Genomic DNA, 9,193 nt, shown 5'->3' on the forward strand with positions numbered 1-9,193 from the left:
TCCGACGACAAGCGCCTGAGCGCCGAGCAGATCAAGACCCTGGTCCACTGGATCGAGCAGGGCGCGCCGCGCGGCGATGGGCCCGACCCGCTGGGCGCCGTCAAGCACGTCGCCCAGGAATGGCCGCTCGGAAAGCCGGACCTGGTGCTGTCCATCCCGTCATACAAGGTGCCGGCCTCAGGCGTCGTCGACTACCAGCGGCCGTTCACCCTCAATCCCGAGACGGAAGGCAAATGGATCCGCGCAACCAGCGTGAAGCCCGGCGACCGTCAGGCCGTGCACCACGTGCTGAGCGGATGGATGAAGGAGTCTCCGGCCGACGGGAAGTCCTCGGAAAGCCAATGGCGCACCTCCGTCGGCCGCTACGCCGTGGGTTCGGAGGCCGACGTCTTCGATGGCGACGTCGGCACCTATCTGCCTGCCGGCGGCGCCGTGGGCTTCCAGGTGCACTATACCCCCTACGGCAAGGAGACGGTCGATAGCTCTCAGATCGGCGTCTATTTCCGCAAGGACCCGCCGAAATACATCATGCGCCAGGTCGTGGTGAGCGACCCGACGATCGACATCCCGGCGAACACGCCGCGACACAAGGAAATGGCCTACGTCGAATTCCCCAAGGACGCGCTGCTCTACGACGCCTTCGTGCACGCCCACTACCGCGCCTATTCCTCTGATCTCTGGATCCAGTATCCGGACGGCAAGATGAAGCTGCTCCTCAGCCTGCCGCGCTACGATTTCAACTGGCAGCGCGCCTACACATTCGCCGAACCGATCAAGGTCCCGGCGGGGTCGAAACTGATCGCGCACTACGTCTACGACAACTCCAAGCGCAATCCCTTCAATCCCAATCCCAACATTGAGGTGACCTGGGGCGAGCAGTCCTTCCAGGAGATGTTGTTCACACAGTTGGACTTCCGCTGGATGGACGAGACGTCGACGAAGCAGGTCGACTCCGACGCCCGCTTCAAGGACTCAATGCTCTTGGGGGCGATGGACAAGAACCTCGACGGCAAGCTGCAAAAATCAGAACTCCGCGGCGAGATCGGCAAGTCGATCCTCGCCAAGTTCGACCAGCTCGACACCAACCACGACGGCGGCCTGGACAAGGCCGAGTTGGCCCCGGTGATGAAGGCGATGATGAACGACGAGCGGCCTCCGCAGAAAACCCCTGCATCCGCGGGCGCATCGCCGGCCGGCGGCAGATAGACAAGCCCCGCCCGGCGCTGACGCCGCGCGTGGGCCAGCCTAAGACTGATGGGTGGCCGCGGCCGCGCGCCCTGCAGGGCTTGACGCCTTGCCCGCCGTCACCTCGGCGATCGCCTCGAGCAGCAGCCCCAACTCCAGCGGCTTGGCGACAAACCCGTCCATTCCGCAAGCGAGGTATTGGGCGATCTGATGCTTCATGGCGTTGGCCGTGAGCGCAATGATGGGCGTGTACGGACGAGCCGTCCTGCGCTCTTCCTCTCGGATGGCGCGGACAGCGCCGGGTCCGTCCAGGACGGGCATCTGCACATCCATCAAGATCAGGTCCCAGTCGCCTTCCCGCCAGGCCTCCAGAGCGGCCTGCCCATCCCCAACGACGTGCACCTCAACGCCTGACTGAGCGAGCAACAGGCGAAGAACAGCCTGGTTCGTGGGATGATCCTCGGCGGCGAGAACCCTCAGGCCCCCAAGGTCCGGACCTTCGGTTTCGTCATACGCCGCCTCATGGGCGGTGTGTTCCGAGCGCTCGAGCGGAAGCCACAGTCGAAAGGCGCTGCCCGCGCCCACCGTGCTCTCCGCCGCGAGCCGACCGCCCATTCGCGTCGCCAGTTCACGGCAGATAGATAGCCCCAAACCGGTGCCTCCGAACTGACGCGAGGTGCCGGCAGAGGCCTGAACATATTTGTCGAAGATCTCATTCAGTCGGTCCGCGGGGATGCCGATGCCGGTGTCCGCGACCACCACCTCGATGCCGCCCGGGACCGGGCGCGCGATCAATAGGACTTCGCCTTCGTTCGTGAACTTCAAGGCGTTGGAAAGCAGATTGGAGAGGATCTGGCGGATCCGCGCTTGATCGCCCTGCCAGAGTCCCCCGAGCGACACGTCGACTTGCGCCCTCACCGCTACGGTTTTCGCGGCCGCGCCCGCCTCGAACGTGCGGACGAGGTCGAGCGCAAGTTGTTCGAGGTCGAAATTGCTCACCTCGATCTCGAGCTTCCCGGCTTCGATCTTGGAGAGGTCCAGGACGTCGTTGAGCAGCGACAGTAGCGCCTGGCCGGACCGGCCTATGACCTCGAGCCGCTGGCGCTGTTCAGCAGACAGCTCTCCCGCCGCCATGACCTGGGCCATGCCGAGGACGCCGTTGAGCGGGGTCCTGATCTCGTGGCTGACGTTGGCCAGGAACTCACCCTTGGACGCACTGGCCTCCTTGGCGGCGAGCAGCGATCGCGCGCCTACGCCGCGAATTGCGTAGACCGCCACCAGCAAAAGCACTGAGGAAAGCGCGAGCGCGACGAGCTGCGCAGGTGTTGCGCTCGATCGGCCCGCAACGACCAGGACCGCCAAACTTGCGAACGGCGCGGGTGCAGCGCCTGCAAGGAACAAGCCGGTCGAGGCGCCGCTCGACGCGGCGGCATTCAACAAGCTTCCCGCCGTAAGCCAGATACCGCACACCAGCAGCCAGAAGTTCCCACTGAAGATCGCCGCGATCCCGAGCGTGTTGAAGACGGCGTTGGCGATGAGGACCAGCGCGAGGGCCGGCACAGCTCGGACCTCGGACCCGTGGTTGATCGCCACCTCCGCGGACCTTGTCCAGCGGCTCTCGACGGCCTGTAGCGGGCACCAGACAGCAAGCCAGAGGCCGACCGCCGGCCAGCCGATGGACGGCCCCATGATGCAGGCGACCGCGAGACCGAGCGCGACCCGCAGCCAGAACTGCTTGCGCCGCCCCAGCATTGCATCGATCAGTTCTGGCGAGGCCGCCGTCTTCATTGATGCGATCTTCCGAACTCGTCGGCCGTCTTCTTCATCGACGGTCGCACCCCGACATGAAAGGGGCGTTAAGTCGGGCGCCGATGCCCGCGCTCACTCCAAGCGGCGCCATTCTCGCCCGGCGCGTGAGCATGGCGGGAATTTTCTGTTGTCGAATGCAGTTCGAAAGCTTTGTTTCCTACGGTCTCCCGGACTCCGCTCCAGGGGCGAGGGTCGGTTTGGGGAGATTGCTCGATGATTTCTGCGCGTCTTGGAGTTTCTGGTGCGGTCGCGAGCGCGCTGCTGGTCTATGGCTGCACCACCGCGCCGTCGACGCAGAGCGTCATGCAACAGGCCAAGGGCGCTTCGGCGACCGAAGCCATGTCGCCGGCCCGTGTCGACAACTTCCTGCTGGCCGACCAGATGCTGCAGGGCCATGAACTCTATCGCCTGGCCGACGCGCCTGCGGTGGTGATCATCACTCAGCAGAACGGCGACCCGATCGTCCGCGCCCTTGCGCCCCAGCTCAAAAAGCTCGCCGTCGATTATGGCGCCAAGGGCGTCGAATTCATGATGCTGAACTCCAGCCTGAAGGACAGCATGGAGGCCATCCAGGCCGAGGTCGCCAAGGCCGGCTACTCACTTCCGGTCCTGATGGACGACAAACAGATCGTCGGCGAGACATTGGGCGTCAGCCGCTCGGCCGAGGCGATCATCATCAACCCGAAGACCTGGCAAGTGGTCTATCACGGCGCCGCAGCCGGCATGCCGGCTGCGCTGGACGCGCTCCTCGCCGGCAAGCCGCCCCCAGCCGCCCACGCCGCCGGCAGCGGAGCCTTGATCGCCTTCCCGGCGCGGACGCAAACCGCGCAGTTGACCTATGTGAAGGACGTCGCCCCGATCCTCGACAAGCACTGCGTCGCTTGCCACAGCCAAGGCGGCATCGGCCCCTTCGCCATGACGAACTACGCGATCGTCAAAGGATTTGCGCCGATGATCCGCGAGGTCATCCGGACCGACCGGATGCCGCCCTATCACGCCGATCCGCGCGTCGGGCACTTCTCGGACTCCAAGCGCCTATCGCCCGACGAGATCAAGACGCTGGTCCATTGGGTCGAAACCGGCGCGCCGCGCGGCGAAGGCGCCGATCCGCTCGCCAAGTCCCAGCGCGTGGCCGCCGAATGGCCGCTCGGCAAGCCGGACCTGATCCTCAACATCCCCGAGTTCAAGGTCCCGGCCTCCGGCGTGGTCGACTATCAGCGCCCGGCGACCGTCAACACCGAGACGGTCGGCCACTGGATCCGCGCGACGTCGGTGAAGCCCGGCGACCGCCAGGCGGTGCACCACATTCTGACCGGCTGGATGGCCAGCGCGCCGACCAGTGGGCGCTCGTCGGAACAGATGTGGAAAGTCTCCGTCGGCCGCTACGCGGTGGGCTCCGACGCCGACGTGTTCGACGGCGACGTCGGCACCTATCTTCCGCCCGGCGGAGCCGTGGGCTTCCAGATGCACTACACGCCCTACGGCAAAGAGACGGTCGACCGCTCTCAGATCGGGCTCTACTTCGCCGATCACGCGCCGAAGTACATCATGCGGCAGGTCGCGATCGCGAATCCGACGCTCGACATCCCGCCAAACGCTGCGCACCACATGGAGACGGCTTACGTCGAGTTCCCGAAGGAAGCGCTGCTTTATGACGCCTTCATTCACGCTCACTACCGGGCGACCTCCAGTGACCTGTGGATCGAGTATCCGGACGGCAAGCAGAAGCTGCTGATCGCCATGCCGCGCTATGATTTCAACTGGCAGCGCGCCTACACCTTCGCCGAGCCCGTGAAGATGCCGGCCGGCTCACGCCTGATCGCCCACTATTGGTACGACAACTCCAAGCGCAATCCGCACAATCCCGACCCGAACATCGAGGTCACCTGGGGTGAGCAGTCGTTCCAGGAGATGCTGTTCACCCAGGTCAGTTTCCGCTGGATGGACGAAACCTCAGCGAAGCAGATCGACTCGGACGGCCGCTTCAGTGACACGCGGATGATCGGGATGATGGACCAGAACCTCGACGGCAAGCTGGAGAAGTCCGAACTCCGTGGCCAGATCGGCAAGATGTTGCTGGCGCGCTTCGACGCCATCGACACCAACCACGACGGGGCCCTCGACAAGGCCGAGCTGAAGGCGGCGCAGGGCATGTTCCAGATGTTCCAGCGGCGGCCGTCCGCTGCCGATGCGTTCAACGGGCCGACGACTCCGCCGGCTGCGCCGGCCGCCTCGCCGGCGGCCGGCGGCAGGTAGACCCCAGGGGCGAGGCTGGCTGGCCTAAGCGGGCACCGCCCGCCTCGCCGACTTCGTCGGGGCCGCGGCCTGCGGTTCGGCCAGGATCGCCTGCTTGCCGGCCTCATTAAAGGCGAGCAGCTGGCGCATGTAGTTGAACCGCATGTAGTCGCGGCCGGCGGCGGTCGTCTTTTCGAACCAGTCGTCCTCGCCCAGCATCTCCCCCAGCCGCGGCGGGTTCCGGTAGATCATCTGCTCGTCGATGCGCCTGGCCTCGAGACTGCGCAGGATGCCGCGGTTGAAGTGCGAGTGCAGCGTCACCCGCTCGCCGGCTTCCGTGCGGTCGCCCTGCCAGTGCCAAACGCCCTCGGTGAAAAAGACCACCGAACCCTTGGGCATCACGATCGGCACGCCCGCGCCGGGATCGTCCGATGACCGCGGGTGGCGGCGCGCCCGGTGGCTGCCCGGCACGAGCACCGTCGGCCCGGAGGCCTCGGTCCAGTCCTCGAACGCCCAGACGCCGACACCCGTCATCGCGAACGCGGGATATGGCTCGGGCACGTGGGAATAGTCGGTGTGGATCGGGATGAATCCCGGCCCGGCGCCCCTGCGGATGCAGCTCAGCGAGGCGATCACCGCGCCTCGTCCCAGTGAAGCGTCGATGAGCGTCATCAGCGACGGGTTGAGCGCCAGCCGCTCCAGCGCGCGTCCGTGATAAAGCATCCAGTTCATAGTCTGGTGGCCGTGCATCGAGAGCGTGCGCAGGATCGTCTCGCGCGCCTCGTCGGCGAACTCCGGCGTGATCGCATTCTCGACGATGGTGTAGCCCTGGGCCTCCATCTCGCGGATCTTGCCGCTCAAGCCCTGGCGTGCCGCGCGGTGAGCCAGGTCGGGGTTCTCGACCGTCTTGCGTCCCAGGTGGTCGAAGAGCCCGCTCAACACCTCCAGCGCCATCGGATCGGCGATGGCGCCTCGCACTTTCAGCGCCTCCGGTCCGTAGAGGTGGTCGATCTCGCGGCGCAGTGTGCGAAACGCGCCAGGCGCAGCGATGCCGACCATCTGGGCGCCGGTCAGGGCCGCTTGGTAGTCGCCCTCGATCACCAGATCGGCGGCGGGGTCGAAGCTCGTTGTGACGGCGAACGCCTCGCCATCGAAGTGAACGGAAAAACAGCCTACGTCGCGCGGCAGGTTCATATGCGGCGGCGCCTGAGTGAAGCGACCGCTCACCGACAAAGGCCGCCCACGCAGCCGCTCCGCAGGCGCCGGCCGCTCGCGGATCTTCGGGGCCTCGCCGACCAGGAACTTGCGGCCCTCCTCCACCCACCGATCGGACAGGAACTCAATGTGGTGCGGCAGGGTGAACATGGGCGCTTCCTCCACGTGCTCTGTCGGACTGCGCTTCGAGCCTAGGCCTTGATCGCGCCGCCCGTCCGAAAACAGTCACCCAGGCCGCCGCGCTGGTCAATGTTCCGCCCCGCCAGGCTAATCCTCCTCGTCGTGCCGCTCCGCGGCGCAATCCTGCTTTGATGCCCGAAGACACCCACGCCATTACGGCCCGCTTCCCCCGCGAGCTGGCCTCAGGAAGAGTGGTAGGAAGAGGTCCGCCGGGCGCGCCCCGCAGAGGCCTTCAGGAAGCCAGCTTCTGAACCTCGATACGACTGGCGGCGGCATACACCAGAACCTCGTAGTGATCTGCCTGGGTCAGATCGAGCACGTTGAGTGGTCGATGCGCTACGACGTTTTCGCCGCCGACGTGTCGCACGCTGTCGAACAGGATCCCGGCCCCGCCCCCGGCTCGGACCGCTTCGCCAAGTATCTGAGAGGCAGCGTAGCTTTTCGGGTCATAGACATCCGCGCGTGCGCGCTGCTGGCCGCGAATATCGAGATAGTCCCCCTCGAGCCTGGCCATGTAGGTTCGGTACGTGCGCCGCATCGAAGCAGCGCCTGTGGCGACCGCTTCGCGCCGAAGGTGGTGAGCCACTTCCACGACCGCCGTCGTCAGCCTCGCCGCCGCATACCATGCGCCGAGGTCTACGCTGTTGAAGCGCATTCCTCCCGGCGCAACGTGAAGGAAGGCCGCCATAACGACGCTGGCGTTCGGGCGGCCAAACACCCACTCCGTTTGCGGCAGGCGAACAATGCGCTGCGCCACCAAGCGATCATTCGTCCAGCCGGCCAACTCCATCACCGCTTCCAGGTCCGCAGCTGTCGCGACGGTGTCGAAGAGCCCGATCGGCGGGAATTGGGACGGGATCAGTCGAAAGCTGGGAAGCGGCGCGGGCGCGAAGGCATCGCTCACGCGAAGACGATATCCTGATCGGTATAGGGCTTGAAATCACGGTCCAGCTCATTTGGCTCCATGTAGAGCCCTCCCCTCGCCGCATCGAGGAATCGCCGAACGGTCATGAGTCCGTCCTGCGTTCCACTGGTGACCAGGTCCAACGGTGGCCGTCCGCCGAAGACGGCGCCGCTGTGCGGCGTGTGAAGCCACGCCCCCGCCGCCTTCTCACTGCCCTGCAAGACGCCCAGCGCCTGATGGATGCCGAGCACGGCGGAGATCCGCGTAAGAACATCCAGGTCCAGGGTGATGTCGCGGTGTTCGCGAACTGCTTTCACCCAGCCGTAGTACGTGGAGCGGGAGGGTAGCCCCATGACCATGAGACGCTCGGCCTCGGAAAGGCCCCAGAGGTCGGCGATGGCCAGGAAGGTGCGTAGTCCCGGGCCGCTCAAACGGCGGCGGTTTGCCGTGGCGAACCTATTCGGAGCCAACCGCGGAAGCGCCATCATAGCGACGTCCGATCGCGGCATTTTTGCCTTGGCACGCATGGGATGATCTCAAGTCCAGATCTGAATATAGTCCGGATCTGGACATTTTGCAATCGGATCGTCCTATCTTTTCGGCGCTCTCTCAGAGCTGCCTGAGCAGCAGGACGGAGAAGCCCGCTCGTTCAACACCTGAGCGCCGACCTAGTCCTCGCATCATCTTGCGCGGCACAGCGCCGCCAAGTCGCGAATTGATCGCAGCAACAGGCCGTGAACGACCGGTTGGTCCTCATCGAAAATCAATCGCTCGGCCACGCTGAGGTTGGCGATGATCGCCTCGACACTCAGCGCCGGGCCAGACGAAAGAGCCTCCAGGAGCGCTCCTCCTTCCTTAAACAGCATCTCAAGGCGAGCATCGATCTCAGAGAGTTGGCGGCCGGCGGGCAGAGCGCGCTGTTCATCCGCGGAAAGACGATACCAATCGTGCTCCTTAATCAGGCTCCCTTCAATGTCGCCCCACAGCAGCATCAACCGGGTGCGTTCGCCTTCGACGGCGTGCCACTTGCGACAGATCGAAATGCTCGGTGCGGCGACCTCTTTGGCGCCCGTCCCTCCCGCGACCAGTGGCGCTCCGCCCGCGCCGCCTAATATATTGCGTCTCGACATTTTTGGCAGACGCACGACCGCGCCTCCCGTCTTTCGACGTGAGCCCATGAGCACAACTCTGTATGTTCGCCATCAGATGAATCGGTTCACATGATCTGAAACCTATCATATGATTCGTAACGTATCAATATGCGCTGCACAAATTCGAGCAGCGCGAGCGCTTGTTGATTGGAGCGGGCCCCAGCTAGCCAAGGCGTCTGGCGTTTCGATCCCGACTATTCGTCGCATGGAGAGCGCGATCGGCCCGGAGCGTAGTTCCGTCGTCAACGTGGAGGCTGTGCAACGCGCTCTCGAGGACGCTGGGGTGCTGTTTCAGGCGGCCGATGACGCGGCGGGGCCTGGCGTTCGCTTGAAGAAGTAGGATCAGATTGTCACCGCGGTCGCTTCGGCCATAACCCGGGCTCAGCGTTTATTGACGCCAATGACGGAACCGAGCCCTTCCCGGTCACCTGTGACATCCGCTCAATTGCCCTGAATCTGGACTGCGCCAAATTTGGGCCGCTCCACGCCAGAGGACTAAGCCGCTCGCTGCGGC

Annotated in this window: 6 protein-coding genes and 1 pseudogene; 2 read left to right on the forward strand and 5 right to left on the reverse strand. The window is 65.0% G+C overall.

Annotated elements, in window-relative coordinates; all coding sequences use genetic code 11:
• Nucleotides 1-1,206 (forward strand): annotated as a pseudogene (locus VGI62_RS13925) (hypothetical protein); the annotation flags it as partial.
• Nucleotides 1,207-1,245: 39 nt separating this feature from the next.
• On the opposite strand, the gene VGI62_RS13930 reads toward VGI62_RS13925, so the two are convergent.
• Complete coding sequence (locus VGI62_RS13930) at nucleotides 1,246-2,973, reverse strand: ATP-binding protein (RefSeq protein ID WP_331505101.1); 1,728 nt, start codon at nucleotides 2,971-2,973, stop codon at nucleotides 1,246-1,248.
• A 234-nt stretch (nucleotides 2,974-3,207) separates the two neighbouring features.
• Between VGI62_RS13930 and VGI62_RS13935 the strand changes: the two genes are divergently transcribed.
• On the forward strand, nucleotides 3,208-5,250 hold the full coding sequence (locus VGI62_RS13935) for a hypothetical protein (RefSeq protein ID WP_331505102.1): 2,043 nt from the start codon (nucleotides 3,208-3,210) through the stop codon (nucleotides 5,248-5,250).
• A 24-nt stretch (nucleotides 5,251-5,274) separates the two neighbouring features.
• Here the strand turns inward: VGI62_RS13935 and VGI62_RS13940 are convergent, their stop codons facing one another.
• From VGI62_RS13940 to VGI62_RS13955, 4 genes are all read right to left on the reverse strand, one after another.
• Nucleotides 5,275-6,594, reverse strand: a complete 1,320-nt coding sequence (locus VGI62_RS13940; RefSeq protein ID WP_331505103.1) for a phytanoyl-CoA dioxygenase family protein — start codon at nucleotides 6,592-6,594, stop codon at nucleotides 5,275-5,277.
• A 262-nt stretch (nucleotides 6,595-6,856) separates the two neighbouring features.
• Nucleotides 6,857-7,528 (reverse strand): RES family NAD+ phosphorylase, encoded by a 672-nt coding sequence (locus VGI62_RS13945; RefSeq protein ID WP_331505104.1) that lies wholly within the window; start codon nucleotides 7,526-7,528, stop codon nucleotides 6,857-6,859.
• Complete coding sequence (locus tag VGI62_RS13950; protein WP_331505105.1) at nucleotides 7,525-8,055, reverse strand: MbcA/ParS/Xre antitoxin family protein; 531 nt, start codon at nucleotides 8,053-8,055, stop codon at nucleotides 7,525-7,527. The genes VGI62_RS13945 and VGI62_RS13950 overlap by 4 nt, the downstream gene beginning before the upstream one ends.
• 153 nt (nucleotides 8,056-8,208) lie before the next feature.
• Nucleotides 8,209-8,523, reverse strand: a complete 315-nt coding sequence (locus VGI62_RS13955) for a hypothetical protein (protein ID WP_331505106.1) — start codon at nucleotides 8,521-8,523, stop codon at nucleotides 8,209-8,211.
• Nucleotides 8,524-9,193 lie beyond the last annotated feature (670 nt).

This window comes from Phenylobacterium sp., assembly GCF_036495085.1.
Lineage (GTDB): Bacteria > Pseudomonadota > Alphaproteobacteria > Caulobacterales > Caulobacteraceae > Phenylobacterium.

What these genes read in the sequence shown, in the direction of transcription:
- VGI62_RS13930 (WP_331505101.1), bottom strand. Translation starts at nt 2,973, where the DNA reads ATGAAGACGGCGGCCTCGCCAGAACTGATCGATGCAATGCTGGGGCGG.
- VGI62_RS13935 (WP_331505102.1), top strand. Translation starts at nt 3,208, where the DNA reads ATGATTTCTGCGCGTCTTGGAGTTTCTGGTGCGGTCGCGAGCGCGCTG.
- VGI62_RS13940 (WP_331505103.1), bottom strand. Translation starts at nt 6,594, where the DNA reads ATGTTCACCCTGCCGCACCACATTGAGTTCCTGTCCGATCGGTGGGTG.
- VGI62_RS13950 (WP_331505105.1), bottom strand. Translation starts at nt 8,055, where the DNA reads ATGCGTGCCAAGGCAAAAATGCCGCGATCGGACGTCGCTATGATGGCG.